Below are 26,307 nucleotides of genomic sequence, written 5' to 3'. Positions count from 1 at the left end.
TGCTATTCCCCACTTTCAATCTTACAGCTGTGCAAAATCTTGACAGCATTCAAAGCTGCGCGGTATAGTGAGAACACATATGCGGATTCGCACGTTTTGGCGGAGGGAAGCACCCTTCAAGCAGGTCGATTATGACCGGTTTGAAGGGTGCTTTTTTGCGTTCATTTCGCGTATTCCGCTATGAATACCAACCTGGAGGTAAGGATCAATGGCAAGCTACCGTTCGAACGGCAACCTTCGTTTTCTATGCGCGGCAATACTGGTAATCGGGATTTTATCCTTCACGCTGCCGATGCCGTCCGTCCATGCAGCAGCTCATCAACTGTCAGCAACATCGCAAAAGCAATTCGACCGCATCAAATCATCTTCCACACAAGCCAATTCAGCCAAGCTGCAATCGCTGTACAACGACTTCCAGGTGCTGCAGAGCCAGAACGCCGCCCGCGATACGCGCGTGAAAACAGCCGGCAAGCAGAACGACGCGAATGAATCGGCGCTGCGCAAACGCATCTCGGCGATCGATAAGTCCAAGATCGAGCAACTCACCGTTAAAGCGCAGCAGACCAAGGACCGCTACCAGCCGCTCTTCAACCGTTATGCCGCTGCCTCCGCCGAGCTGAAGGCGGCTAAGAAGCTCCGCGTCAAAGAGCTGACCGCAGCGATGCAGTTGCAGAAGGATTTGATCGAAATCGCGGTGAAGGCGGCCAAAGCCGACATTGCAAGCGCGGAAGCGAATTTGAAGACAGCCAAATCGTCTGCGGGCGCCGCCATGAAGCGGCTGCGCGGCCAGCTTGACGCGATCACAAAGGAAGAGCAGCGATTGGTGCCCGAGCGATCGGCAATCAGTCAGCTCAATAAGCAGAAGTCCGAAGAATGGAGCGATTTGCTGTATGCACTGCGCGGCAGCGACGCCAGCAGCGCTATCCGTTCCTTAACGACGCTCGGCAACTTGCTCCGGGAAATGGCAGACCGGCAGAAGAAGATGGAAGATGGCGAAGCCCGCATTGCAGCCGTCATCCTGAGCGTGTCGAACCAGATAAAATAATCGAGCCTTGTACACGGTCCCCAATCCCCCGGATGTTGACAACGTTCGGGGGTTCGTATATTATTCGTTTTAACAAACATCTAATTAGATAGTTATTAAATCTTTGTAAAGAGGTGAACGAGGATGCAGCTCGATAAAGTCGTCAGCTACCACAAAGCGCTGGCCGATACGACCAGGCTTCGTATGCTCGTGCTGTTGGCAGACGGAGAACGCAACGGACTGGAGCTCGCGGAGAAGCTCGGCGTCACGCCGGCAACTGTCACGCATCATGCCGCCAAGCTAAGAGAAGCGAGCTTAATTAACGAACGCCGGGAGAAGAACACGATCTATTTTTCACTGAACCACTATTTCTTGAAGAACAGTGCGGCTGCTACAGCCGACTTCATCTACAGAGGCGCGAACGCGAGAGGAGAATTGAACGCTATGGATGCGGAACAGACGAAGATCCGGGATTCAGTCATTCGCAATTTTATGACCAAGGAAGGCAAGCTGAAGCATATCCCTTCTCAATTGAAGAAGAAGCTGATCGTGCTGGAGCATATCGTTTCCGGGCTGGAGAAAGGCCGTACGTACACGGAGAAAGAAATCAACGAATTTATTAAGCAATACCACGACGACTTCGCAACCATCCGGCGGGAATTTATTATGCACCAATTCATGTTCCGGGAGCAGGAGCGCTACGAGCTGAATCCGGAGGAGTTGTGGGCACGATGGGAGTCCTTGGCGTAAGACCGGGCAAGTGCAACATAGCAACGACCATATCGATCAACTGAATGGGAGACGCATGGATCATGCGCATTCCATTCGTTTTTTTTATTCGCAGCTCCAAAACGGATTGACAAAACTAATACCATTAGCATATCCTGAAACTAATGATATTAGTTTTTCTGGAGGAGGCGTTATTTATGAGTTTTATCGTGTTCATCCTGCTCTTCGCCGCCGTCTGCGGATGGCTCGACCGCCGTATCGATTCCCCGTCACGGAAGGAGCGTGCCTAATATGTTCGCTGGACACTTCGGGCTCGCTGCCGCCGCAGCGGCAACAAAAAAAGCGCCGTTATGGGCGCTTATGGTCAGTACGCAGCTGCTTGATATCCTCTTTGTTCCGCTGCTTCTAGGCGGCGTCGAACGGATCGATTCGTCTGAAGGCAGCGGATACGGAGAAGGAGTCATCCATGCCGACTACACGCATTCTCTTATCGGCGCTTTGCTGCTTGCATTCGCAGCAGCCGCCTTCGCCAAACGCCGATGGGGCACTAGCGGCGGCTGGCTCATCTTCGGCATGACGTTCAGCCATTGGCTTCTCGACCTTCTCGTACACCGTGCGGATATGCCCCTGCTTCCAGGCCATCTCGACGGACTTCCGCTCATGGGCTTCGGTCTGTGGCAATCGCCTTATGCCAGTCTTGCGGCGGAGATTCTACTCATCCTGGCCGGGCTCATCCTCTATGGCCGCTCCGCATTCCGGCGTTCCTCCGTTAACGGAACCGCCGCACGGGCCGGTTGGAGCACCCTCGCGATGGGTGTCTGCCTGATTGCGGCTCTCGCCTCCGATTGGCTGGGCGTGTAACGTTCACCAGCGTTCAACCGGATTGCGGCATAGACGCAGCAGCGGATTCTGAATAATTTTCCTGCTCCCGGTTCGCCATATGGTTAACATAGAACAGGATCTGCGTTGCGACGGATATGAAAGTGCCGAGCATGAAGACCGCATTGACGCCCTGCCAATCGAAGATGTGGCCGAACATGAGCGGACCAAGCATCCGTCCGACGTTGCCGAAGCCGCCAGAGAGCCCCATATAGAACGGCGCATTGACCCCCGAGCGCTCCGAGAAGAACATCGGAATGACGGGCAGCAGCAGCATTTCTCCGATTGTCGCCACGATCATGCCGATAACGAGATATAGGTAATGGTCATGCAGCACAAGAATGAATACGAAAGCAAACACGGTGAACATGCAGCTAATCAGCATTTGTCTGCTGATCATGCCTGCCGAGCGCCGTCTGATCCATCCCGCGAGCGGCTGGCCGAGCAGAATGGTCAGTCCGTTGACCGTCCATAGCAGACTGTACTTGTCCATGCCGAGGCCATTCTCTTCCATATAAGGCGCAACACCTGTCGACCACTGCTGGAATGCAATCCAGTACAGCAGCGAGCCAATCGAAATATACAAGTACAGATTGACATTGCGGAGCAATTCGCCTCGGCTGGCCATCCTCGCCGCTTCCGGAGCCGCATTCGGACGGCGTTCGTCCGAATCCCTAACGATCGAAGCAGAAGTCGGAGTCGGTACGCCTCCCTTCATGAATACGAAGAGAAAGATGGCGAACACGAGCGTCGTCACGCCTGTCATCGCGTATGTCAACGAGAATGATACCGCTGCGATCAGTCCGCCGACCGCCGCACCGATCGAGATGCCGACGTTGTTGCAGACATACATGATGTTGTACAGCGAACGGCGGTGCTCCTTCCAGCGGAAGCCGACATACGCGCTCATCGCGGGCGATGCGGCGCCGTTCACGAAGCCGAACAGACTAAGCAACAGCACATAGAGCGGCCAGTTATCGGTTGCGGCGATCAACAGCAGAATAACGGCCGCTAGCGTGAACGAGCCGGCGATAATCCGGGCCGGACCAAGCCGGTAATACAGCTGGCCGCCCGTGAGCTGACCAACCGTGCTCAGCAGCGATTGGAAGAACACAACCAGCCCCGCGTCGCCGTAAGATTGGCCGAGTACATTATGAACGTAGAACGTCGTGAGCGGCCACATAATGGCCATTCCTGCGGAATTGACGAAGCTTGCAGCAAGAAAAAACAGCGCATCCCGAGGGAGTGCGCTTAAGGCGGACAGCTTATTTCGCCAAGTCTGCCGTTGTATACGGAACATGATCGTTTCACCTATATTTCGTAGAAAGTCGCCTGCGCGGTCTGTCTATTGTACCAAGCGCCGGCCTTTCCCTGCGACGAACAAAAGGTGGAAACCGTCCGAATGACAGTAGAATTAGCAAGCTCTATGCTGTTGTGCTACGACACAATAATTTTCGCGATCCGTTCGATGCCTTCCCATACGTCGCCTTCATGATCGAAGATGACCGATACCGGCGCCTCGCAGCCATGCTCCAAAGCGATCGACATATTGCGCCGCAGCTCCTGCTCATCGATGGAACCGTCCTCCAGATATACCGGCTTGGCATGAATCGTATGGGCGTTCGGAGCGCCGAAGGCGATAGCCGCTGCCGTCTCCTCCGGAATCATGTTGCCGAAATCAACGACTGTCTGAATCCGGCTCCCCGCCGCTTCCATAACAGATTTCCAGCTTGCCAGCGTCGCGGTCAGCTCGCGGAAGTTCTCCGTCACGACCTTCACTCCGCCATTCTCCTGTCCGTAACGGTGGAGCCGCTGCAGCGATGCCGCGCTGCGCGCGATCGCTTCGGCATCGCCCTCTTGCTGCTCGCCCGCAACGACCCTGACTGCAGATGCGCCTACACGGGCAGCGACATCGATCCAGCCTTGAATGAAAGCTTCGTCAGACGAACGCCGAACCGGATCAGGTGAAGAAATATCTCCGTAGTCAATCAACAGCGTATGAAACGAAATACCTGCCGACTCGAATTCCTCTCGAAGCTGTGCAAGATAAGACTCGTCCACCGTAGGAAAATGGAAATGGCACAGCTCTAAATAACGGAATCCCCGCTCCGCTGCCACTCTCGGAAGCTCCAATAACGTGACGGATGCCTCTCCATCCTCAACATGTACCGCCTGTCTGGATGCCGCCTCGTCCCATACCGTCCACTTGCTCAAGCCCAGCAGCCGGTTTACGCTCCAACTGCTTATCGACAATCGGTCCTTCATCATCTCGGTTTCCTCCCGCTAGCTGTTTTAATCGGCCAGCTATCGACCGTAATTTGCTTATTTATGTTCAAGATACCAGTATCAGAGTGCCGGAGCCATTCACGATTATAGGCGATTCCTATGCGATTTGGCGATTGTTGTAAAATCCGGATCCTCAGCGCCTTAGCGTCACGGTGCTCCGATTAACATTAATGTCATTTCTATGGTGCCCGCACCGATTGATCATGTTGTAAAATAAATATAAACTTCATGCAGCCGTAATAAAGAAATAGGCTTATTGGGAAGGGGGAAATGCAAGAAATGAATCCGACGCTTTATAAGTATTTTCGAATCATCAGCTATCTGGAGGGCCTCTCCTTCTTATTCCTGCTTTGCGTTGCAATGCCGATGAAATATGCAGCGGATAAACCAGAGATGGTAACGGTAACGGGTATTATTCATGGCTTTTTCTTCGCAGCCTATATCATTGCCGTGCTTGTACTTGCCTTCATGTACAGATGGAAATGGCTTCGGGTCGCAGGCGGCATCATCGGCGCGTTCTTGCCGTTCGGGCCTTTCATCTTCGACCGCCGTATTCAGAGAGGCTAAACGGCATATATCGGAGCGCGTAGAGGCGGATCCTTGGCCATAGAGCAAAGGATCCGCCTGTTTGTTGTTACGGTCACCGCCGGACGCGAAGTTGCTCCGCTCCTGAGAACCTGCAGCCTATGCCGGCTCTATTTTCTGGTATAATTTGCATAAAGGCAAACCGCCTTAACCTTCGAGGGAGAGGAGCTTGATGAATGAAAGCCGCAACGCGGGACTTCAGCGGATATTATCCTGACTTTGTTATGCCAATAGAAGTAGAAGAACTGCCTGCAGCCCAAGAAGCCGACGAATCAGCCTGCTACCGAATCAAGCTGATCGGCAGAGGAACGGGGATCATCCGAATCGGAGAGCGCCGCTATCCGCTCATTACTCCGTCATTGTGGTGCCTTAATGAACAAGAAACCTTCCATATCGATTGCGAGGACTCGGTCTCGATTCTATCGGTCCGGTTCCATCCTTCGGCAGTCAACGAGCGTTTCAACTACTGTATACATGAGCCCGTACCGGACAATTACTCCGTTACCGATTCACAAGATATATGGTGCTTGAACCCTTTCTTCGACCGGCTGACAGACGGCTACTATGGCGAGATCCGGCTTGATCCGGCATTCGTGCCGCATGCGGCGTCGCTCATGCGCGAAATCGGCGATCAGCTGGAACGGCAGCCGGATGCCGGCTGGCCGTGCCGCAGCCGCTCCTCGTTGCTGGAGCTCCTATACTTCATTCGCCGTATACACGGCAAGCAGGTGACCGAAGCGATAATCATTCCGTCGCACCGCGAACAGGCAGATTCGCTCGAGCCGGTCATTCGTTATTTGCATGCGAATTACCGGGAGCGGCTGACATTAGACGAGCTTGCAAGACAGTTCAATACGAACCGGACGACGCTCAACCGCAAATTCAATGAGCAATTCGGCTGCTCCGTGATTGCCTACTTGAACAAATTCCGTATCCAAATGGCTTGTTCCATGCTCCATAATACGCTGCTGCCTATCCATGATGTGATGGATCGGATCGGCGCGAACGATACGTCCAATTTTATAAGAAGTTTCCGCAAGCATACCGGCCTAACGCCCGCCGAATACCGGAACATCCATTGCTGGATGCTCCGCTCTAATTCATAAGGCACGAATCAAATCCCCAAGCGCTCAATCGCCAGCAAGCTCGACTGGCCGGAACGATTATTTCGCCAGCTCCGTCGGGTTCATGCCGGTAAACTTCTTGAACAATGTGCTGAAATACGGAACGTTCTTATAGCCCACCTGCTCCGCGACCTCGTAGACGAGCATTTTCCGCTCCATCAGCAGCTCCTTCGCCTTCTCAATGCGGACTCGAGTCAGATAGTTATTGAACGTTTCACCCGTCATGTTCTTGAAAATAATCGATAAATAGTTGCGAGAAATGAACACTTTGTCCGCGAGATCCGCAAGCGTCATATCTTCCACGTAATGCTCATGAATGTACTGGATCATAAAATCAACCGCCTGGCGGTGCTTGCTGTTCCCGCGCCATTCCCGGCTTGAGCAGATGACGGCGATCTTGCTCTTCAGCCATTCGCCCATATGTGCGGGACGCGTCAGAACAGCCAGCTCCTCCGGCAGTTGCACGTCCGGGAACAAATCGTCCAGCACCATGCCGACATCGTACAGACTATACGCGATGATGCCCCATAGCTCGCTTGCCGTCCGCTGCAAATAATCCGGCGTCACATCCTGCTCATGCTCCAGTCTGCATATATACTCATCCACAATGTCGTTCGCAAGCGACTGCTGCGACGTTTTGATCGCTCCTGCCACCTCGGAATAAAACTTCACCGGACGCATCGCCGCAGAGGCGCCTTCCTCAGGTGCCGTTCCCAAGATTCCGGTGTACACTTCGTAACCGCCGGCAGCCGGCTGGCGCTTCAGCTCGATCGCCCGGAACGCTTCCTCCGTCGAATCCGGAATGTCCCGCCAATCGGATTTGACCGTACCGATTCCAACCCGGATCGTCAGCTTCAAATAATTCCGCATGCTGTCGATCAGCTGTTTCCCGAGCTCTTCGAGCTTCTCTGCCGTCTCGCGCTCCGACTGCTCCTTCGGCGGATGCAAGACGAGCGCGGAACGAGTGCCTGCCAGCTCCGTATATTCGTACGCCTCCGCTTGCCCGGCAGCGATCTCGGTGACGATATTGCCGATTGCGAACCGGAATAAATTCCAATCCGGTATGGACAGCTGGCTGGCGCGCACGTCGCGGACTACTTCGATGCCGATCACCGCATGCCGGCAGCTGCGCCAATACCGGCAATCTTCCGGCAGCAGCTCGTCGGACCGGAAGGTATGATCGAGCGCGCCCGATACGGCCGTCTTCACCCATTCTTTCTCAATGAACGGCTCATAAGTCATCAGCTTGCGCTCCAGCTCATCTTGCCGGACCCGGCTTTCTTCCTCCTGCGCGAGCTGTCCGAGCGACCTTCCGAGCACCTCCTTGAGCGTGCTGAGGCTGACCGGCTTGGACAGATAGTCGGCAACCTCCAGCCGAAGTGCTTGCCGCGCATATTCGAAATCCGAGTAGCCGCTTAGAATAATGATTTTACCGCCGAACTTCTCTTCCCTCAGCCGTTCGATCATATCAAGCCCGTTCATCACCGGCATATAAATGTCCGTCATAACGATATCCGGCTGAACGTTATGGATCACTTCCAGGCCGTCCGCGCCATTCATCGCTTCGCCGGCCCATTCTGCGTTCAATTCGTCCCACGGAATCGCCTGCTTCATCCCTTGAAGCACTTGCCGGTCGTCATCGATAATTACGATTTTCCACATTGTTGTCGTTCTCCTCTCTAAATGTTCGATTGCCGCGGGACTCCAGGCTGATGCTGCCGATCGGTTAACCTTGCCTTAATCACGCAACAAACCTCCGGAAAACACGGTTATGGCAGACTGTGTTTTCCGGAGGCATTGTTGCAAGAGGAAGGCGCATGATGCGCCTTCCTCTTGCCCGCTTATGCGGATTATATGTTATTGGTTTTCGTACTCTTCAGCAGCCGATTTCAGCTTGTTGAACGCTTCTTCCGGCGTCGTGCGGCCGAAGCTCAGTTCGTCGCGAACGAGTGCGAAGTCTTTGTCGATAAAGTTCGTCCAGCCAGGTGCTCCCGTCGTGAACGTTTGGCCGTCAGGAAGCGTTGCGTTCAACAGCTCCAGACCGACTTTGTCCGCCGGCGAGAGCGTGCTCTCGATCGAAGCGCCGATTTCCGAGTTGACTGGCATACCGCGCTGCGTACCAAGAATTTTAGCTGCTTCCGGATCGTTGAGGAACCAGTTTACGAATTTTTGCGCTTCTTCGGCGTTCTTGGAGTTAGGCGAGATGCCGAAGAACATCGAAGGCTTCAGCCAGCCGCCTGCTTCTGCAGCGCGCGGCATCGTAACGAGTGCATATGCGCCTGGTTTCAAGCTGTCCCACGAAGCATAGTTATTCGAGAACGACAGACGGAACAGGATTTTGCCCGATACCATAAGGTCAGCCGTCGGATCGAATTCTTTGTCCGATGCGTTCAGGTCAGCCGGCGGCACAAGGCCGTCCTTGCGCAGCTGTTCGAACTTCGTCGTCCAAGCGATGTACGTGTCATGGTCGATGTTGAACTTGCCGTCATCCGTTACGATCGTGCCTTTACCTGCAGCGTATTGGTAAGCGCTGTAAGCGAAGTAGTCGCCCGCGTAGTCTTTCGTGAAGTATTGGCCTTGCGGCAGCTTGCCTTTCATCGAGTCAGCCAGCGCGAAGAAGTCGTCCCACTTCCAGCCGTTCTGCGGAGCCGCACCGCCCGATTTCTCAAGCGCTGCTTTGTCATAGATCATGCCGTATGCTACGGAACCGAGCGGTACTGCATATTGCTTGTCGTCGAAGCGGCCGATCGTCAATACTTTCGGATCGACTTTGCTTACGTCAACGCCCGACAGCTCCGCGAGCTGGCCGCGTTTTTGCCAATCGGATACCCAGCCCGGATCGAGCTGATAGATGTCCGGCGCGTTTTTCGCTGCCGCTTGCGTCGACAGCTTGTCGAGGTAGCCGTCCATGCCGGAGTATTCCGGTTCGAACGTTACGTTAGGATTGTTTTTCGTATATAGCTCTAACGCTTTCAATGTAGCTTCATGACGAGGCTGGGAGCCCCACCACATAATGCGCAGCTTCACTTTGCCGTCGCTGCTCGTATTGTTGTTTGTAGACGCCGTATCGCTTTCTTTATCTTTCGAGCCGCCGCATGCCGCCAGCGTAATGGATAGTGCGACAGTCATCAGAACTGCTAGAGAACGCTTCCACTTCAATGCCATTTCTTGTTCCCCCAATTTACTTTATTGTGCACAAGTCCATCTTAACAATTGCATAAGTTCGTTAGTATAAGACAGATGCACAATTTGTTTCGATATATTACGAAATTGAAAGCGCTATTTCAGCCCATGCTCTCTTGTTCGTTTTTCGGACGCGCCTTACGCTCGGGCACTACGATCACAACCAACGTGCCGCCGGTCTCGCGATTCGACAATTCAACGGATGCTTGCTGGCCGAAATAAGCCTCATACCGCTCTTTCACATTCCGAATGCCGTAGCCCCCGGTATGCCTTGTCACCGGGCGCTCCGATTCCGGCAGCATGCCGACGCCGTCGTCCTCGACCGTAATCCGCAGACTCCCGCCGTCGGTCCGTTCGATTCGAATGGCGATATGGCCGCTTACACGTCCATGAAAGCCGTGCATAATCGAGTTTTCGACGAACGGCTGCAGCGACATTTTGGGAATGAACAATGCCCGAACCTCTGAAGACGCTTCAATCGAATAAGTCAGCCCTTCCTCCCAACGAAGCTGCTGAATTTCCAAATAGCATTCCACATGTTTCAGCTCGTCATCAATCGTAATAAAACTTTCGCCATGCGACAGACCGATTCGGAACATTCGTCCCATCAGCTCCAGAATGCGGCTCATCCGCTCTTGTCCGGCCGTAATCGCCATCCAATTCAATTGATCCAGCGTGTTGTACAGGAAGTGCGGATTAATGTTCGCCTGCAGCGCCTCGATCTCGGCGCGCCGCTGCTGCTCGTACCGGACCCGCAGCGAGTCGTACAGTTCTTCGATCCTCTCGTTCTGTTTGCGGTATCCAGAGAACAGGTAACCGAACTCGTTCTCGTAATCCCGCGGCAAATTCGGCTTCGGTCCGACGAACAGGTAGCTGTTCATCGCTTCGACGAGCTGCTTGATCGGGCGGGCGAACTGCTTGCTGAGCCAAAGTGTCAGAAATACCGTCAGAATTATCGCTCCGATGCCGATCAAGCCGATGACGACCGCCAGCTTGAAGCTGCCTTCCGTAAGCTGCTTCCAGGGCGTCACTTCGACGAGCATCCAATTCGAATTCGGAAGCCGCGAGTAAACGATAAGCGAGCCGACGATGCCTTCTTGTTCATGAACGCGGAATACGCCGGAGTCCCCCTGCATCTTGTCTCTCCAAGCCAACATCTGTGATGCGCCTGGTTCATCGCCGATCGCGAGCAATTGCTTGCCTGATGCGTCGAGAATGAGCCGGTCTACTCCGCTTGAGCGCCCGGTAAGCATCATACGGATGCTGTCCGCCTTGATGTGAATGACGAGAATGCCGACATTCCGGTCGTCGTTCATGATCGTCCGCGCGAAGCTCAGTACGGGCACTTCTCCTTGGAAGCTGTTAATGCGGTGCTCGCCAGTCCAAGTGAAGTCAGTCGTCTCGAGCACATCGTTCAGCTCCCCCGCTTCCTTGGAATCGCGGCCCCGGAATTGAATATAGCTCTGCGGATCGCTGTAGAACGGATTGTCCATATACAGATCGATGCCTTGAATAATAGGTATCGAATAAGTCAGCGTCGCGAGCGACTGTTCAACCTCTTTGGACTTGCGGTACCGCTCGAATTGATCCTGCCGGCCCGACAGAAACTTTACGAGCTCATTATCGCGCGAAGTCGACAGTGAGATTTGCTCAATCGTGAGCAGCCGCGCGGACAGTTGGCTGTTCAGCTCGTCCAGCAGCCGCTGCTGATAGAGCGAGGTGCTGCTTACGAGCTCCCGGGACGAAATCGTATAGCTCGCCCATACGGTTGAAGCGAGTACGATCGTAATAAGACCTGCGAAGCTCATGAAGAACAACCGGTCGATTTTATATTTCTTAATCGGATTTCGCAACCCTATCCCCCTTAACGTGTAAAAAGACGACAAATCCGCGATTGCTCGCCGGATTTGCCGTCTGTTCATCTTAGCCCTTAATACCTGTCGTCGCAATGCCTTCTACGAAATACTTCTGCAGGAAGGTAAAGACGAGCGTCGCCGGAACGATCGAGACGAGCGACATCGCAAGCAGTTGTCCCCATTGCAGACCCGACTGCGAATCGTTGATCATCCGGAGCGCCAGACCGACCGTATATTTGTCAACCGAGTTGATGTAGAGCAGGTGGCCGAGGAAGTCATCCCAGTTCCACAGGAAGCAGAAGATCATGACCGTAACGATTGCCGGCTTCGTCAGCGGCAATACGATACGACAATAAATTCCCCACCAAGAGCAGCCGTCGATCTTCGCCGCTTCGTCCAGCTCCTTCGGCAACCCGCGGACGAATTGGATGAGCAGGAAGACGAAGAACGTACCGCCGGAGCCCGCTGCCAATGCGTGAGGCACGATGAACGGCCAATAGGTGTTGATCCAGCCGAACTGATGGAACATCGCGTACTGCGGGATGATCAAGACTTGACCCGGCAGCATCATCGTCAGCATGAGCAGCGAGAACCAGAACTTCTTCAGCGGGAAGTCCAGCCGGCCGAAGCCGAACGCGACAAGCGAGCAAGATGCGAGCGTCGTTATGAGTACGGCGATTTCAAGACCGAACGTGTTGACATAGAAATCGGTGAACGAATGGCCCGGAATCGCGTTCCAACCGTCCGTGAAGTTGCTCCATTGCCAGTCCTTCGGGAACAGGTTCGGTGAGCTCAGCTCGACATTCGACTTGAACGAAGCGCCGATCCACCAGATAACCGGATAAATCATAATTAAGCTGAACACGATCATTAATACGTGTCGGGTCGCTTGTTTCCATCTTGTTGTCATCATTTGCGTTTGCCCCTTCCCGTATCCGCCTCGTAGAATACCCAATATTTGGACGACCAAGCGATCAGTGCCGCTACGATAACGATCATGATGAGCATGATCCATGCAAGCGCGGAAGCGTAGCCCAACTGATAGCGTCCGAAAGCGCGTTCATACAGGTAAAGCGCATACACATACGTCGAGTTCATTGGTCCGCCGTTTGTAATGACGTATGCGGAGGTGAACATTTGGAACGCGTTAATGACACCCATAATCAAGTTGAAGTAAATCGTAGGCGACAGCATCGGAAGCGTTACTTTCCAGAACTGCGTCACTTTGTTCGCACCGTCTACCGAAGATGCTTCGTACAGATCGGCCGGAATTTGCTTCAAGCCGGCAAGGAAGATAACCATCGACGAGCCGAATTGCCATACCGACAGCATAATGAGCGACCAGAGCGCCGTGTGCGGATTCGTGATCCAGCCTGGTGCATCGATGCCGATCGAGGCGAGCATTTTGTTGAAGAAGCCGTCTACGCCGAAAATGTTGCGCCACAAGAGCGACACTGCGATACTGCCGCCGATCAGCGACGGGAAGTAAATGGACGTTCGATAGAACGAAATGCCTCGTACGGCACGGTTGAGCACGACTGCAACGAGCAGCGCGGCAATCAGCTTAAGCGGCACGGAGCCGAGCACGAACAAGAATGTAACTTTAATGGATTGAATAAACTTGTCGTCGTGCATGAAGATCCGGTCATAGTTTTTGAACCCGACCCACTTCACGTCTTCCATCAGCGTATAGTTCGTAAACGAGTAATAGAGAGAAAGCAGCATCGGATACAACGTCAGGCCGAAGAAGCCGATGATCCATGGCAGAATGAACAAGTAGCCTGCGATAGGCGCATCCCATCGTTTCAGCCACGAGCCCCGTTTCTTGGTCGGTGGCGCCAATGGCGCGCCCGTGTTCGATGCCGCATTTGCGGTACGGTTCATAATAACGTTCACCCCTCGAGTAATTTCTGCAGATGTCTCAGTTGTCCTATGTTCTCAAGTATATCGACCTGTCTCAAACCGCTAAAGGAGAGGAATGCTCGAATTCTTTTAAAATATTACGAAAGTCCGAATTCATCATAATTAAATAATGATTCGGGGGAAGCGCTCTGACGCGGATTTCCAAGTTGATTTATGAAAAGGGGGATTGCGTTTTCCAAATAGGACGTTATAATGAATTAAAATGATACGAATTGTATCAGTCATCTCATGCCACTAGGTCTAGGAGGACGTCATGAGCGTAATCGCCGGTATAGTTGCAGAAGCAGGGCACGACGCGGCACGTTTGGAAGAGCACGGCATCCGCCTAATGGAAGCGTGCAGCCATTGCCCGGCCGACGATGCAAGGCACTGGCATACCGGGACGATTTTCATGGGCAGCCGTACCCAGTGGATGACACCCGAATCCGTCAGCGAAATATTGCCGAGGTATCACGAGGATCTTCGTCTTGCGATCGCGGCTGATGCCATACTCGATAACCGGGATCAGCTTTTCGACAAGCTGCAAATTGCCGCCGACCGGCATGCTATGCCAGACAGCGAGCTCATTCTGCTTGCCTACGCCAGATGGGGACATGAAGCTCCGAAGCATTTGATTGGCGACTTCGCTTTCATGATCTGGGATGCGAAGCAACAGACGCTGTTCGGTGCCCGGGACTTGGCCGGCAGCCGCACCATGTACTACTGCCACAATCAAGGTAGGCTGGCGTTCTGCTCGCTTCAATTGCCTCTATTCGCCCTGCCATACATACAGAAACAATTAAATGAACAATGGTTCGCTGAGTTTCTGACGATTCCGTTATCGATCGATTCCAGCGATGCGCACTCTACGGTCTACCGCGGCATTGAGCAAATTCCGCCCGGACATTCCGTCCATTTCTCCGGCGGAAAGCTCACGCTGGCACGCTACGATACGTTCTTTCCGGCGCAGCCGTTGAAGCTAGGCTCGGACCAAGAATACGAGGAAGCGTTCCGGGACGTATTCCGCAGCGCGGTCGCTTCAAAGCTCCGCAGCCGCAGGCAAGTCGGCGCTACATTAAGCGGAGGCTTGGACTCCGGCAGCGTAGCCAGCTTCGCGGCACGCGCTCTCCAAGCCGAAGGTAAGCGGCTTCTCACGTTCAGCTCCGTTCCCGTCTCCGATTATACGGATTGGACGGCACCTCACTTGGCGCCAGACGAGCGTCCTTTCATCGAAGCCGCAGTCGCGCATATCGGCAATATTGACAGCCGGTATTTGGATTTTCAGGGCCGCAGCCCGCTCACGGAAGTCGATGAATGGCTCGATATTTTAGAGTCTCCTTACAAATTTTTTGAAAATTCGTTCTGGATTAAAGGCATATACGAGCAAGCGGACAGCCTTGGCGTCGGCGTTCTCTTAACGGGAGCAAGAGGGAACAACTCGATCTCTTGGGGCTCGATGGCCAGCTATTGCGCTCACTTGTTAAGAAGATTGCAATTGTTCCGGTTCTATCAGCAAGCTACTCTATTCAGCCGCCAGATGCGAATACGGCGGTCCCGGCTGTTCCCGATCCTTGGCCGGCTAGCGTTCCCTGCTGCCGCCCGGCTGCCTTTCTTCAAGGAGCCGAATTCGCCGGATGCGCCAGTTGCTGCTATGATTCATCCCGACTTCGCAGCGCGAATGGACGTCCATGCCAAGCTTCGGGATAAGAAAACCTATCTTCAAGAAACGCAGTTGGGCGTAAGGGAAGAGCGGGAGCACTATTTCGACGACCTGGCCATCTTCAATATGCAGGGTACGTCCAGCGCCAAGCTGTCTGCAAAATACGGCATTTGGGAACGCGATCCGACATCCGACCCGCGTGTGGTGCGTTTCTGCTTGTCCATTCCGATAGAGCAGTTCGTGAAGAACGGGACCGGCCGTTCCTTGATCCGGAGATCGACCGCCGGTTACCTTCCCGACCGGATCAGACTTAACCAACGGATTCGGGGTGCTCAAGGGGCAGATTGGATGCACCGGATGCTGCCGGATTGGCCTCGCTTTGTGGATGAGATTGGCGAACTGTGCCGTGACCCGCTTGTATCGTCTTATATGAACGTCACCGCCATACGGCAATCATTGGAAGTTATTCGCCGTACCCCTCCTACGCCTGCAATGGCCGCTGATACGAATGCGGTATTCCTTATGCGCTGTCTCATCGTTTCGCGGTTTCTGAAACGGATAGCCTAATTTCGAGGATTGAAAGGAGGTGAAATGCGATGAAAAAATCGTGGAACGCACCGACACTGGACGTCCTTTCCGTGAAGGAAACGATGCTCGGTACGGGTTGGAAGCAAGTGGACTGGACGTATATCGGCGGCACGCTTGACGTTGACTTGACGAACGAGCCAGCTCCTGGCAGCCACACAGGCCCTATTCCTGAAGAGTACTTCTCGTAATTCATACTTAAGCTTCAAGAAGCGCCCTTATGCAATTGGATTGTATAGGGGCGTTTCTATTTCCGGCAAAGGAGCTTTACCGCATGAACCCATTGATCTGGCTGCTTCGGCAGCTTCATGCTTTCGCAGGAGTCCGCTTGTATGCGAACGTCGCCGCGATGGTGCTTGTCGGCGCCGTGAACGGCGCCGGCCTGATTATGTTAATTCCGATGCTGCATTACATCGGACTCTCCAGCCTTAACATCGACAATATTCCGCTCATTTCCCCTGCGGTCCATATATTGAGTCAACTAACGGGCACGATTAATCTTCCCGTCATTCTAGCGTTCTATCTTCTCCTTACGGTTGGCCAATCGCTGGTTCAACGGCAGCAAGCGCTGTTCGACACCCGCATCCAACAAGGCTTCATTCGCCAGCTTCGCGTGAAGACGTACCAATTGCTCGTCCAATCCAATTGGAGCTTCTTCCTCAAAGGCAGACGATCCGACTACAACCATATTCTCTCGACAGAGCTCGGACGCGCTGGTCAAGGCGTCAGCATCGCACTCAGTCTCATGTCGGCAGCGATTTTCACCGGAATTCAGATCGGCATCGCATTCGCAACATCGGCGCAGTTGACCGCTTTCGTCCTTGCCGGCGGACTGGCGCTCGTCGTATTCTCCCGTCGAAGCGTCAAAAAGGCGAAGCGGATCGGCGGGCGCACGACAGAGCTGTGGCAGAGCTACTTCGCCGGTGTAACCGACCAGCTCAGCGGCATGAAAGACATTAAGAGCAACAGGCTCGAATCTGTTCACCTGAACTGGTTCCGAACGCTATCCATTCAAATGGAGCAAAATTTGATTCATTTCAAGAAGCTCCAAATGAACACTCAGCTGCTGTTCAACACCGTGTCTACCCTGCTATTAGTCTCTTTCGTCTACGCCTCCGTACAATGGCTTCACGCAGGAATCGAGCAGTTGATGCTGGTCGTTCTCGTGTTCACGCGGCTATGGCCCCGGTTCATGTCTATCCAAAGCAGCTTGCAGCAGCTCGTGTCCATTATGCCTGCCATTCATAGCCTCCGGTCGCTGCAGCACGAATGCGAGTTAGCGCAAGAGCAGACGCCGGTCAAGGACGATGACAGCAAGCTGCCGTTAGTATTCAAGCACAGCATCGAGTGCCGTGACATCGACTTCCGTTATGACCGGAACGCTCCTGATTATGCGCTTCATCGAATCCGGTTGACGATACCGGCGAATGAAACGACTGCCATCGTCGGCAAGTCCGGCGCAGGCAAAAGCACGCTGATCGATATTCTGATTGGCCTTCTGTTGCCCGAGCACGGTCACATCTATGCGGACGGAACGCCGATTACAGAGCATAACGTGAGCGCGCTTCGGAAGTCTGTCAGCTATGTGCCGCAGGACCCTTCTCTATTCCATGCGAGCATACGTGAGAACCTGCTGCTGGTACAGCCTGGCGCATCCGAAGAGCAGCTATGGGAGGCGCTCCGCTTCTCCGCTGCGGACGATTTCGTCCGAAAGCTGCCGGATGGCATCGATACGGTCATCGGAGACCGGGGCACACGGCTGTCGGGGGGCGAGCGCCAACGAATCGTACTGGCGCGCGCGATTCTGAAGAAGCCTGCGATTCTTGTACTGGACGAGGCCACAAGCTCGCTCGATAACGAGAACGAGGCGCATATTCAAGCCGCGCTCGACCGGTTGAAAGGGACGATGACGATCATTGTCATCGCCCATCGGCTGTCCACGATTCGGAACGCCGATCAGGTCGTCGTCCTGGAGAACGGCCGAATCGTCCAGCAGGGCGGCTATTTGCAGCTGTCGTTGGAAACGAAAGGGCCGTTCAAGTCGCTGCTGGATTACCAGTCCGAGCCCGTCCGCGCTTCGATGGAAGGGAAAGCATTGTAAATTAATCGCGGATTCCACTCCGCAAGCGAATGTTCGGTCTCTCCGCAAGCGAATGTTCTTACGATCGCTGTTGTCGCCGGATTGCTCTGTTCTAATAAGATCGCTACAAGGTTGCAATCCGGCGACAAAGGCGACCACTTCGTTTCTTCAGAATCATTCGCTTGCTCCGTTCCCTTAGCTAAACTGCCTCATAGACTCGCAAAACCACCTTGCTCGTCTAAGGTAAAACATTCAATCCAACTTTTTACAACACAAAAGGCGCCATGGGATTCCTCCCCTTGGCGCCTTTGTTGTTGATTAAGGAGCTGCAGCCTAATAGAAAGCAGCCCGCTCCGCTTGTGGAGACTGGCTCCCTTGCGGGAACCAGCCGAGATAGTTGATGAGTGATTAATTAACCTTTTCTATGTTGCCCGCGATATCCTCGCTGTAGTAATTGACTTTCGTCTGCAAGTCGTTAATCAGGAACGGACCTTTATACTCGGTCCATGCGCCGTAGTTGATGCGGTACCACGTTTTGCGGGTGCCGGAATAATCATCCTGCGGGACAAGCGTTACTTTGTAGCCCTTGAGCACCATTCCGCCCTTATCCAATACGAAGTTCGGACTTGCCGTATATTTGGTCATCGGCTTCACAAGGTCGACCCGAGGCGTGATTAAATGTATGCTTTCGACATTGCCGGCTGCATCGACGCTATAATATTCGAGCCTATTGATATACTTGTTGAAAGTCACAACCTTAGGTCCCGTGTACAGAATCCAAGGCCCAAAGGCATTATTGATCCGATAGTACGTTGCAGCAACACCGCTGCCGCCTGCATTGTCCGCCGCATTAAGCGTAATCGTCAACTCTGTCGAGTTGTAATAATCGACCGGAGCGGCCGAATTGATCAGCAGCGTCGTAGTCGGAGCGGTTGAATCCGGATTCACAATGGTGAAAAGGACCGTTGCCGTCGCTTCGTTGCCTACATGGTCAACCGCCGTCAATACAAGCTTATGATTCCCCTCTGCATCGATCGTAGGGAGAGCAGCATGATCACCGGATACAATTACGGCTTCGGCATCATCAATCTTATAACTGATGGATCGCACGCCAGCCGTATCATCGGTAGCCCAGAAGTTTGTCGTGACCGGTCCCGTGTACGTTTCACCATCCTGCACACCCGAGAAGCTCACAACAGGAGCTGCGGCATCCGTCGGAACGAGTCCGACATGCAGATCGGTCACTGGAGGCGGAACCGCCACTTCCCGGCTCGTTACCGTTGCAAAGCCCGGTCTGCTGACGACGACGCGGTACGAACCGGCTGCTACATCCCACGCATACCGTCCGTCTGTGCCGGTCACCTGCGGATTCGTAATCGGTGACATTCTGCCCGAATAAGCTTCTTCGCTCATATTGACCCATGTAGTCAACAAAGGATCGTAATACTGCAGTGTAACCGTAGCTCCAGGCAATCTCCAATCTTCACCTTCAAGCTCGTTGTATACGTAACCGCTCGGATCGATCAGCTCGACAGGGAATTGCTCCTGCGGCCCATCGCCGTCAGCGTAATGAGGAATAAGCGTAATCGTCAGCGGCGATTCCCATAGCCCTACCGCATACGGAGTGAACGTATGCGACCAATCGACGCCGTTCGTTGAGCTCAACTCTGCTGTATACGTCGTGCCATCGCCATCCGTCGCGATGAGCGTCACGCCTGTTGCTTGCGGACTGTCATAATGAGCCTGCACCGTGAGCGGGCTTGTGCGGCCCGAGATTGGCGTGCCGTCTGCGGTCGTGCCGCGGCTTCCGCCAAGCGTAACGTTAGGCGGAACGACCGGTTCCAGCGCCTGTACCTGGAAGGCAGCGGTTGCGTACGGCTCCGCCGACCCGTCGGCGTAAGCCTTCACCGTCAAGTGATGCGTTCCCGCTGCATTCGGCTGCAGCTTCCAAGCCGATTGAATCGTTGCACCGCTGGCAAGCGTACCGATCGTATGCTCCAAATCGCCGTCGATTGCCGTAAGTCCCGGATCCGCTTCAAGCTGCAGCCTAACATTCGTTAAGCTGGAAGCCGTGTTGTTCGTCAGGTAAGAAATCAAATTGAATGAGCCTGCCGACCATTCGTCATAAGACAGCTTTTGTCTGCCCGCCAAGACGAGTGCGCTTTCGCCCCCTACGCCCGGTCTGCCGTAATAGGTCGTAATGACTTTCTGTTCGCCTGGAGCAAGCGACACCGGATTCCACCACATGCCGACCGCGCTGTCTCCCGTGTAAGAGCCTGGCGAAATCGCATAATTCCACAGCGTCCCTTGAATTGCACCCCAGCTTGCAATGGTGAACCTGTCCGGAGGCGTCGAATCGCGGCCTTGCATCGTATATTGAGCACTGATGTCCGGATTGTTGAAATCGTTGAACACCTGCCAGAACGACGGCACTGCCGCTCCGACATAATCCTTCTCATAGTTGATCGATTCGATTCCGGAAGCTCCCGGTACCTTGAACGGCGCTGAATCGTTGCCGTTCACCATCGTGTCCAGCATCATGCGCAAGCCGACATCATGAGCGGCGCTGCCGGTATTCGTAATGACGTACCGGATTTGAAGCGCATCGGGCAGGCCGGTCGCCGGGTTAATACCGGGCTGCAGCAATTGCCGAACCGTAACGTCTCCCGTTCTCCAGACCGAGTCGTTCGACGTATCATCGCCGTTGTTAGCGGGAGTAGAAATAAACGTCCCGTCTGGCGAATTGCCGTATACCCGGTCTTCCCCGTCCACTTTCACCGTTGTGAAAGATGACCATGGCGAAGACGGCCAACTAAACATGATGTTATACCAGTCTTCGGTGCCGAGCTGGTTAATGCCGGCATTGAAGCGCCCGTCGCTTCCTACTTGCGCTTGTACGAAGTCATTGCCGAAGTTCCCCGAATACAATGCTCTCGCTGCGGCGAACCGCGTTCCTCCCTCGTTCTTCGACGGGAACGGCTTTAAGCTTTCATCTTTAACAGGCTCGCTTCCGCCTTTGGCTGCATCCTCCGCGAAGACAATGCTCTGCCCGAGCATGAACACCGTCATCACGAGTATTAGCAATACCGATAACCGCTTCTTACCTGCGAATGCCATTACGACAACTCCTCCAAACCTTAGAATATTGGGATGTCTAACCGTCTAACCGTCTAACCGCCGCTAATTGCTTAGGCTGCATGCCGCTTAGCCCGATCTGACCATCACCTTGGGGAATTCATTCAAACTCGTAACTAAAATGATACATTATGTATCATTCATGACGCAGCTTGTTTATTTTCCCAGCTCACTTATTATAAAAACCTGCCTCAACAAACGTTGTCGAATATTGGGTCCATGCTCCTAAAAATTTCATTAAAATATTTGAACACCCGACCATGCAAAATCGCGCGCCCCGCCAAGCCCCAGTACGCAAAAAAAGCCGCAGCTCTTATTGAGCCGCGGCTTCCCATTGCTTAATAAATTTTCCGGCCTTTATCGTCGTTAATGCCCGATTTGCGGAAGAAGTACGTGTTGATCATATCGCGCCATTCTTTCGAATGCTCTGCTTGCTCCGCCAGCTTGTCTGCTCCGATGCGGAATGTCTCCGGCTCGATCAAGCCTTCGAGGCTGTTCCAGCGGCCCAGCAGCGTCGCTGCCTGTTCAACGCCTTCGAAATGCGTGTCATAGATGTGCTGAATGACGGTCTTGCCCGAGTGCAGCACATGCGTATAAGGAACGTGGTGGAAGAACAGAAGCAGCTCGTCCGGGCACGTCTCCAGCGTATTGAACTTTGACACGTTAGGTCCCATGTATTGATGCGAGTAGCCAGTACCTGTCTCGACCGTACGGTCGACGCCAATGCCATGGCAATCGGCAAAATGGTACGTGCCCCACTTCGAATACTCGTACCCGTCGACATTCGGGCCGTAGTGGTGATCCGGATTAACCATCCAGCCTACACCAAGCGGCGCCGTGTACGATTCATAGATGCCCCACGAATCCATCAGCATGCTGACAACCGTTCGGATGACGCGCTCGTCGCTGCCGAACGTCTGCTGCGTCCACTCCAGTGCGATATCTTCCGAGGAAAGCTCCGGATTCCATGCGAGACGGCCGTAGCCGTACAGATTCGCCTGCGACATCGGATGGGACGTCCAGTTGTTGCTGTCTCCGATGTTCGATACAGCCGCGAAGCCGTTGTACTTGTTGCCGTGGATCGTGCCGTCGACGACGCGTTTCACATAAGAGCCTTCGCCCTTCGCATACGTGTCGAATTCAAGCACTTGCTTCCATTGCGGCACAAGATAGCACACATGGCGTGCTTGACCCGTATATTCATGTGCAACCTGGAACTCCATCATGCTGTTCGTATGCTCCAATGCGCCGAAGAGCGGCGACACCGGCTCGCGTACTTGGAAGTCCATCGGTCCGTTCTTGATCTGCAAAATAACGTTGTCCATAAACCGGCCGTCAAGCGGCTTGAAGTGATCGTATGCCGCACGCGCACGGTCCGTGGAACGGTCGCGCCAATCCTGCTTGCAGTTGTATACGAAGCAGCGCCAGATGACGAGGCCGCCGTAAGGCTTCAGTGCTTCGGCCAGCATATTCGAGCCGTCCGCATGGTCGCGTCCGTACGAGAACGGGCCAGGGCGGTTCTCCGAATCGGCTTTCACAAGGTATCCGCCGAAGTCTGGAATCGCCTTGTACAGCTCGGCTGTCTTGTCTTTCCACCATTGACGTACGCCCTCGTCGAGCGGATCAGCCGTCGTCAGGCCCCCCACTTCGATCGGACTGGCGAAGTTAACGCTCAGGAACAGCTTGATCGCATAACGGCGCAGAATGCCCGCGATACGCGTAATTTGCGGAAGGAATCGATCCGTAACGAACATCGTCTCGAACTTGTGTACGTTCACGTTATTAATCGAGATCGCGTTAATGCCCGTCGATGCGAGCAGACGCGCGTAATCTTCAATTCGGCTCATGTCGCTGACGATCTCATCGTCTTTGTAGAAAATCGACTTGCCCGCATAGCCGCGCTCAATGCTTCCGTCGATGTTGTCCCATTGGTTGATCATACGGATGCCGTTGACCGGACGTTCGACGATGTCGAGGCCGTCCAACGAAGCGCCAGCCGCAATCAGACGAATAAGATGGAACACGCCGTACAAGACGCCTGCCGGCTGCTCTGCGCCGATCGCAACGATGCCGCTCGCCGCATCCGTCTTGACTGCGAAGCCTTCCGGCCCTGTTGCCGGCTGCTCACCTGCTTCGAATACGCGTTCCACGCCTGAGTTGCCGCCGCCGAACGTACCGATTGCGATGCAGCCGCCTGTGCCGCCCGCTTCTTCCGAGATGACCGGGGAGCGGCCGAGCATGCTGCTCAACGCCTCGTTCAATTCTGCTGCTGCAGACATAATAACTTCCGCCGATTCCGTTACGATAATGCGTCCGCCGAAGCGTCCAAGCGCCACAAGTCGGTCGTTCGCCGGCAGCTGCCGGTAACCGAGCCAAGCTTCATAGCCGCCGCCGCGTTTCGTTTTGTTGCTCATTGTCGTCCATCCTCCTAAAGGCTAATCTATTTCCATTTAATATCAAGATTGGATTACACGCCCGAGTAAGCCAGGAAGCCGCCGTCGACCGGCACGACGATGCCGGTCACGAAGCCGGACATCGTCTCGTCGCACAGCCAGAGCAGCGCGCCGATCAGATCTTCCGGCTTGCCGAAGCGACGCATCGGCGTATGCGAAATAATTTTGTGCGAACGCGGCGTCAAAGAGCCATCCTCGTTCTTCAGCAGCTTGTGGTTCTGCTCCGTCACGAAGAAGCCCGGCGCAATCGCATTGACGCGGATGCCTGCCTCTGCAAGGTGGACCGCAAGCCATTGGTTGAAGTTCTCGATCGCCGCTTTCGCAGCGCTGTAGGCTGGAACTTTCGTCATTGGCGACGGAGCGCTCATCGACGATACGTTGATGACCGATACGCCCTCGCGGCCCAGCATTTGCTTCGCGAACGCCTGCGTCGGGATCAGCGTGCCGACAAAGTTCAGATCGAGTACGTTGCGGAAGCCTTGAATGCTAAGGTCGAAGAACGAAGTTACGTCCGGATTCGCCATATCTTCAGCGGAGAACGTCTCGTTCGTCGTGTTCGCGCTCGGGTGGTTGCCGCCTGCGCCGTTGATCAGAATGTCGCACGGACCGAGCTTCGCAAGCACTTCGTCCGCTGCGCGCTGTACACTGTCTGCATCCGTTACGTCACAGGAAATCGCTACAGCCTTTCCGCCTGCTTCACGGATTTCAGCTACGACTTCCTCGCCTTTGGACAGCGTCCGGTTCAGAATCGCGATGCGCGCGCCTTGACGCGCCAATTCTTTCGCCATGACACGGCACAATACGCCTGCGCCGCCCGTTACGACGACGACTTTGCCTTCGATTGCAGGGAATAAGTTCGCCGTTGCCATCTTATTTCACCGATCCTTTCGCTGCTTCAACCGTTCTGCGGTGGCTGTCCCATACGCCCCACAGATACATAATGCCGAGCGCGCGGTCGTACAGGCCGTAGCCTGGGCGGCATTGCTCGTCCCAAATATGGCGGCCGTGGTCTGGACGCGCGAAGCCTTCGAAACCTTCTTCTGCGTATGCTTGTACGATGCCGGCGATATCAACCGTACCGTCCTGCGTCCGGTGCGACGTCTCGATGAAGTCGCCGTTCTCGTATACGCGGACGTTGCGGATATGCGTGAACGGAATACGGTCAATGAACTCGTGAACCATCGACACGATGTCGTTCTCCGGATTCGCGCCCATCGAGCCGCTGCACAGCGTAATGCCGTTATAAGGGCTGTCATGCAGCGAGAGGAAACGGCGAATGTTGTCTTGCCCCGTAATGATGCGCGGCAGACCGAAGATCGGCCATGGCGGATCGTCCGGATGAATGGCCATTTTGATATCGTGCTGAGCCGCGACCGGAATGATCTCATCCAAGAAATATTTGCAGTTCGCCCACAGATCTTCTTGCGACACGCCTTTATAGGCTTCGAACAGCTTCGTGAGATGCGCGAGACGCTCCGGCTCCCAGCCAGGCATCGTCAGCTTGGAGTTTTTGTTGATCTCCTTCACGAGATCGAACGGGTCGATATCCGCGATTTTGCTCTTCTCATAGAACAGTGCAGTCGAACCGTCTTCCAGCTCCTTGTGCAGATCCGTACGCAGCCAGTCGAATACCGGCATGAAGTTATAGCAAATGACCTTGACGCCAACTTGAGCGAGCTTGGCAATCGTCTTCTTGTAGTTATCGATATACAGATCGCGCGAAGGCAATCCGAGCTTGATGTCTTCATGGATGTTGACGCTTTCAACGACCTTCAAGTGAAGTCCGGCACGGTCGGCTTGCTCCTTGACCGCCATAATTTTGTCCATTGGCCACTCTTCGCCCGCAGGCACGTCATGCAGCGACCATACGATACCTTCAACGCCTGGAATTTGCCGGATTTGATCGAGCGAGACGGTGTCGTTGCCTTCGCCGAACCATCGGAATACCATTTTCATACGAAAATTCGCCTCCAAAATAGGTAAGTATAATTATGCTTTAAAATAATCCGGGTACTTCTCCTTGAGCAGCGCCTGATCAGCAACCGATAAGTGCATATGTTCCGTCATCAGCTTGGCGGCTGATTCCGCGTCGCGCGTGCGAATCGCTTCGACGATGCCCCGGTGCTGCTCGTATAGATGACCCCATTGATGATCCGCTGCCAGCCGAAGCACGCGGCTTCTGTTCAGATGAGCAATAATACCGCCGAGAACGGCCCATGTATTGCTCTTCTTGCAGCCTTCGAAGATTGTCCGGTGGAACAACTCGTCCAGCTCGAACATCAGCTTATAGTCATGCGCATCGAGGCAAGCACGCTGGCGTGCAATGTTATCGTCTAGCGCCGCAAGCTGTTCGGCCGGAAACTCGGCGCAAGCAAGCCTGACGACTGCCACCTCCAGCTGTTCCCTCATGAACCGCGCTTCCTCAACCAGATTCGTATCGATCAACGAGACGAACGTTCCGCGCTGCGGATATACTTCCAGCAGCCCTTCCTGCGCAAGACGGACAAAGCTTTCCCGCACGGGCGTGCGGCTGACGTTGAACTTAAGCGCAATGTCCTTCTCCGAAATCGCAGTGCCTGGCGGAAGCTCCAACTGCAGAATAAGCTCTCGCAGAGAGGCGTAGACCGCATCGCGAGTCGATACCGCCTGAACGGGCTTTAACGTAAAATTCAATGGTTCACCTCCTCATGCTACAGCTCTTTCGTTTCTGATTGCTATACTACCATACTTGTATGGTAGTTAAAAGATTGCGGCTGGATTTTCGTTAAAATTCGAATGAAGCAGATCGAAATCGAAGACTTCGCCCCGTTCGCCATAAGACCAACA

Annotated in this window: 20 protein-coding genes; 8 read left to right on the top strand and 12 right to left on the bottom strand. The window is 54.1% G+C overall.

From position 1 onward, the window contains the following. The first annotated feature begins 208 nt into the window (after positions 1–208). From PKO01S_RS07155 to PKO01S_RS07145, 3 genes are all read left to right on the top strand, one after another. Positions 209–1,045 carry a hypothetical protein gene (locus PKO01S_RS07155; protein ID WP_127530630.1) on the top strand — a complete coding sequence of 279 codons (837 nt, stop codon included), beginning with the start codon at positions 209–211 and terminating at the stop codon, positions 1,043–1,045. A gap of 123 nt (positions 1,046–1,168) precedes the next feature. After that, positions 1,169–1,774, top strand: coding sequence for a DUF2087 domain-containing protein (locus tag PKO01S_RS07150; RefSeq protein WP_127530629.1), 606 nt, complete (start codon positions 1,169–1,171; stop codon positions 1,772–1,774). Between the two features lie 270 nt (positions 1,775–2,044). Beyond that, on the top strand, positions 2,045–2,614 hold the full coding sequence (locus tag PKO01S_RS07145; protein ID WP_127530628.1) for a permease: 570 nt from the start codon (positions 2,045–2,047) through the stop codon (positions 2,612–2,614). A 13-nt stretch (positions 2,615–2,627) separates the two neighbouring features. On the opposite strand, the gene PKO01S_RS07140 is transcribed toward PKO01S_RS07145, so the two are convergent. After that, positions 2,628–3,932: an MFS transporter gene (locus tag PKO01S_RS07140; protein ID WP_127530627.1), complete on the bottom strand. Its 1,305-nt coding sequence runs from the start codon at positions 3,930–3,932 to the stop codon at positions 2,628–2,630. Positions 3,933–4,069: 137 nt separating this feature from the next. Then, entirely contained in the window at positions 4,070–4,900 is an 831-nt protein-coding gene (locus PKO01S_RS07135) for a sugar phosphate isomerase/epimerase family protein (RefSeq protein WP_127530626.1), read from the bottom strand. Positions 4,901–5,197: 297 nt separating this feature from the next. Here PKO01S_RS07135 and PKO01S_RS07130 point away from each other — a divergent pair, with 297 nt between their 5' ends. Beyond that, positions 5,198–5,485 carry a DUF3817 domain-containing protein gene (locus PKO01S_RS07130; protein ID WP_127530625.1) on the top strand — a complete coding sequence of 96 codons (288 nt, stop codon included), beginning with the start codon at positions 5,198–5,200 and terminating at the stop codon, positions 5,483–5,485. A gap of 194 nt (positions 5,486–5,679) precedes the next feature. Further along, complete coding sequence (locus tag PKO01S_RS07125; protein ID WP_127530624.1) at positions 5,680–6,609, top strand: helix-turn-helix domain-containing protein; 930 nt, start codon at positions 5,680–5,682, stop codon at positions 6,607–6,609. A gap of 57 nt (positions 6,610–6,666) precedes the next feature. Here the strand turns inward: PKO01S_RS07125 and PKO01S_RS07120 are convergent, their stop codons facing one another. The 5 genes from PKO01S_RS07120 to PKO01S_RS07100 form a co-directional block, all read right to left on the bottom strand. Beyond that, positions 6,667–8,289, bottom strand: a complete 1,623-nt coding sequence (locus PKO01S_RS07120) for a response regulator transcription factor (RefSeq protein WP_127530623.1) — start codon at positions 8,287–8,289, stop codon at positions 6,667–6,669. A gap of 195 nt (positions 8,290–8,484) precedes the next feature. Then, positions 8,485–9,792, bottom strand: coding sequence for an ABC transporter substrate-binding protein (locus PKO01S_RS07115; RefSeq protein ID WP_127530622.1), 1,308 nt, complete (start codon positions 9,790–9,792; stop codon positions 8,485–8,487). Between the two features lie 119 nt (positions 9,793–9,911). Continuing rightward, positions 9,912–11,663, bottom strand: coding sequence for a cache domain-containing sensor histidine kinase (locus tag PKO01S_RS07110; protein ID WP_127530621.1), 1,752 nt, complete (start codon positions 11,661–11,663; stop codon positions 9,912–9,914). A gap of 70 nt (positions 11,664–11,733) precedes the next feature. Then, on the bottom strand, positions 11,734–12,579 hold the full coding sequence (locus PKO01S_RS07105) for a carbohydrate ABC transporter permease (protein ID WP_127530620.1): 846 nt from the start codon (positions 12,577–12,579) through the stop codon (positions 11,734–11,736). Beyond that, positions 12,576–13,550 (bottom strand): carbohydrate ABC transporter permease, encoded by a 975-nt coding sequence (locus PKO01S_RS07100; protein ID WP_127530619.1) that lies wholly within the window; start codon positions 13,548–13,550, stop codon positions 12,576–12,578. The genes PKO01S_RS07105 and PKO01S_RS07100 overlap by 4 nt, the downstream gene beginning before the upstream one ends. A gap of 292 nt (positions 13,551–13,842) precedes the next feature. Here PKO01S_RS07100 and PKO01S_RS07095 point away from each other — a divergent pair, with 292 nt between their 5' ends. The 3 genes from PKO01S_RS07095 (at position 13,843) to PKO01S_RS07085 (ending at position 17,914) form a co-directional block, all read left to right on the top strand. Continuing rightward, positions 13,843–15,795: an asparagine synthase-related protein gene (locus tag PKO01S_RS07095; protein ID WP_127530618.1), complete on the top strand. Its 1,953-nt coding sequence runs from the start codon at positions 13,843–13,845 to the stop codon at positions 15,793–15,795. Positions 15,796–15,824: 29 nt separating this feature from the next. Next, a complete protein-coding gene (locus PKO01S_RS29680; protein WP_127530617.1) occupies positions 15,825–16,004 on the top strand; it encodes a paeninodin family lasso peptide in 180 nt (59 codons plus the stop codon). A gap of 83 nt (positions 16,005–16,087) precedes the next feature. Beyond that, positions 16,088–17,914, top strand: a complete 1,827-nt coding sequence (locus tag PKO01S_RS07085; RefSeq protein WP_127530616.1) for an ABC transporter ATP-binding protein — start codon at positions 16,088–16,090, stop codon at positions 17,912–17,914. Between the two features lie 387 nt (positions 17,915–18,301). On the opposite strand, the gene PKO01S_RS07080 is transcribed toward PKO01S_RS07085, so the two are convergent. From PKO01S_RS07080 to PKO01S_RS07060, 5 genes are all read right to left on the bottom strand, one after another. Continuing rightward, complete coding sequence (locus PKO01S_RS07080; protein ID WP_127530615.1) at positions 18,302–21,010, bottom strand: OmpL47-type beta-barrel domain-containing protein; 2,709 nt, start codon at positions 21,008–21,010, stop codon at positions 18,302–18,304. Between the two features lie 356 nt (positions 21,011–21,366). Next, positions 21,367–23,442, bottom strand: a complete 2,076-nt coding sequence (locus PKO01S_RS07075; protein WP_127530614.1) for an alpha-glucuronidase family glycosyl hydrolase — start codon at positions 23,440–23,442, stop codon at positions 21,367–21,369. Positions 23,443–23,495: 53 nt separating this feature from the next. Then, a complete protein-coding gene (locus tag PKO01S_RS07070) occupies positions 23,496–24,350 on the bottom strand; it encodes an SDR family oxidoreductase (RefSeq protein ID WP_127530613.1) in 855 nt (284 codons plus the stop codon). 1 nt (position 24,351) lies between these two features. Beyond that, the gene (gene uxuA / locus PKO01S_RS07065; protein WP_127530612.1) at positions 24,352–25,437 is read right to left on the bottom strand and encodes a mannonate dehydratase; all 1,086 of its coding nucleotides are present in this window, start codon (positions 25,435–25,437) and stop codon (positions 24,352–24,354) included. Between the two features lie 33 nt (positions 25,438–25,470). Continuing rightward, entirely contained in the window at positions 25,471–26,154 is a 684-nt protein-coding gene (locus PKO01S_RS07060) for a GntR family transcriptional regulator (protein WP_127530611.1), read from the bottom strand. Positions 26,155–26,307: the final 153 nt, after the last annotated feature.

It is taken from the genome of Paenibacillus kobensis NBRC 15729, assembly GCF_004000825.1.
GTDB classification, from domain to species: domain Bacteria; phylum Bacillota; class Bacilli; order Paenibacillales; family Paenibacillaceae; genus Paenibacillus_T; species Paenibacillus_T kobensis.
The sequence above is the reverse complement of the archived record's forward strand: the minus strand, read 5'-3'. Positions and strand labels throughout refer to the sequence as shown.

Coding starts and splice junctions, on each gene's coding strand:
- PKO01S_RS07145 (WP_127530628.1), top strand. CDS start 2,045: ATGTTCGCTGGACACTTCGGGCTCGCTGCCGCCGCAGCGGCAACAAAA.
- PKO01S_RS07120 (WP_127530623.1), bottom strand. CDS start 8,289: ATGTGGAAAATCGTAATTATCGATGACGACCGGCAAGTGCTTCAAGGG.
- PKO01S_RS07140 (WP_127530627.1), bottom strand. CDS start 3,932: ATGTTCCGTATACAACGGCAGACTTGGCGAAATAAGCTGTCCGCCTTA.
- PKO01S_RS07130 (WP_127530625.1), top strand. CDS start 5,198: ATGAATCCGACGCTTTATAAGTATTTTCGAATCATCAGCTATCTGGAG.
- PKO01S_RS07075 (WP_127530614.1), bottom strand. CDS start 23,442: ATGAGCAACAAAACGAAACGCGGCGGCGGCTATGAAGCTTGGCTCGGT.
- PKO01S_RS07155 (WP_127530630.1), top strand. CDS start 209: ATGGCAAGCTACCGTTCGAACGGCAACCTTCGTTTTCTATGCGCGGCA.
- uxuA (WP_127530612.1), bottom strand. CDS start 25,437: ATGAAAATGGTATTCCGATGGTTCGGCGAAGGCAACGACACCGTCTCG.
- PKO01S_RS07080 (WP_127530615.1), bottom strand. CDS start 21,010: ATGGCATTCGCAGGTAAGAAGCGGTTATCGGTATTGCTAATACTCGTG.
- PKO01S_RS07135 (WP_127530626.1), bottom strand. CDS start 4,900: ATGATGAAGGACCGATTGTCGATAAGCAGTTGGAGCGTAAACCGGCTG.
- PKO01S_RS07115 (WP_127530622.1), bottom strand. CDS start 9,792: ATGGCATTGAAGTGGAAGCGTTCTCTAGCAGTTCTGATGACTGTCGCA.
- PKO01S_RS07095 (WP_127530618.1), top strand. CDS start 13,843: ATGAGCGTAATCGCCGGTATAGTTGCAGAAGCAGGGCACGACGCGGCA.
- PKO01S_RS07105 (WP_127530620.1), bottom strand. CDS start 12,579: ATGATGACAACAAGATGGAAACAAGCGACCCGACACGTATTAATGATC.
- PKO01S_RS07070 (WP_127530613.1), bottom strand. CDS start 24,350: ATGGCAACGGCGAACTTATTCCCTGCAATCGAAGGCAAAGTCGTCGTC.
- PKO01S_RS07125 (WP_127530624.1), top strand. CDS start 5,680: ATGAAAGCCGCAACGCGGGACTTCAGCGGATATTATCCTGACTTTGTT.
- PKO01S_RS07100 (WP_127530619.1), bottom strand. CDS start 13,550: ATGAACCGTACCGCAAATGCGGCATCGAACACGGGCGCGCCATTGGCG.
- PKO01S_RS29680 (WP_127530617.1), top strand. CDS start 15,825: ATGAAAAAATCGTGGAACGCACCGACACTGGACGTCCTTTCCGTGAAG.
- PKO01S_RS07150 (WP_127530629.1), top strand. CDS start 1,169: ATGCAGCTCGATAAAGTCGTCAGCTACCACAAAGCGCTGGCCGATACG.
- PKO01S_RS07085 (WP_127530616.1), top strand. CDS start 16,088: ATGAACCCATTGATCTGGCTGCTTCGGCAGCTTCATGCTTTCGCAGGA.